Here is a 917-nt window from a genome sequence, read left to right as displayed (position 1 = left end):
GCGTTGCCGGCCGACCTTCACATCGACGCCCGCCTGCGCGAACCGCTGCTGGCCGGCGACTGGGCCGCCTGGGCCGAGCACTGGCGCGCGCTGGACGCCGGCCCGGTGGCTGCCAGCCTCGCCGAAGCCCGCGCGGGACGCCCGGTGACCCTGACCTTGTGCGGAGAGCGCTACGCACGAACTTACCAGTTACCTCAGCGCAGTGGCCTGAAACGCCTGTGGCAAGGCATCATCCCCCCCAGAGCCGAAACGGCCGCTGTACTGGAGGCGCTATGAACCCGCAGATCCTCACCCGCGAAGTCCCGCCGCGCACCGCCTGGGCGCTTGAGCAGGCCGGCTTCGCGCCGTTGCTGGCGCGGCTGTTCGCGGCCCGCGGCGTGCGCACGCCGGACGAGCTGGACGACGGCCTATCCAAGCTGCTGCCGCCCGAAGGACTGAAGGGCATCGCCGAGGCGGCGCGGCTGATGGCCGATGCGATCGAGGCCAACGAACGCATCTGCATCGTGGCCGACTACGACTGCGACGGCGCCACCGCCTGCGCGGTGGCGATGCGCGGCCTGGCCATGCTGGGCGCCATCCACCTGAGCTATGTGGTGCCCGACCGCGCGGTGCACGGCTACGGCCTGACACCCGCCATCGTCGAACTGGCCCTGCCGCACCGGCCCGACCTGCTGATGACGGTGGACAACGGCATCGCCAGCCTCGCCGGCGTGGCCCATGCGCGCGACCTCGGCATCGAGGTGCTGGTGACCGACCACCACCTGCCGGCCCTGGTCAACGGTGCGATCGAGCTGCCGCACGCCCACGCCATCGTCAACCCGAACCAGCCGGGCTGCGGCTTCGCGAGCAAGAACCTGGCGGGCGTCGGCGTGGCCTTCTACCTGCTGCTGGCGGTGCGCAGCGAGTTCCGCGAACGC

The 917-nt window shown here is 71.8% G+C and carries 1 protein-coding gene and 1 pseudogene; both read left to right on the top strand.

What is annotated here, in order from left to right; all coding sequences use genetic code 11:
- A pseudogene (locus tag B0W88_RS34160) lies at positions 1-276 on the top strand (hypothetical protein); the annotation flags it as partial.
- Positions 273-917: DHH family phosphoesterase (locus B0W88_RS32010; protein ID WP_198938016.1), on the top strand; the 645-nt coding region annotated here is incomplete at its 3' end. The pseudogene B0W88_RS34160 and the gene B0W88_RS32010, both read left to right, overlap by 4 nt.

The sequence above is a fragment of the Pelomonas sp. KK5 genome, assembly GCF_001984095.1.
Classification (GTDB): Bacteria; Pseudomonadota; Gammaproteobacteria; order Burkholderiales; family Burkholderiaceae_C; genus KK5.
Note: the sequence above shows the minus strand (reverse complement) of the source record. Positions and strands in the feature narration are given on the sequence as shown.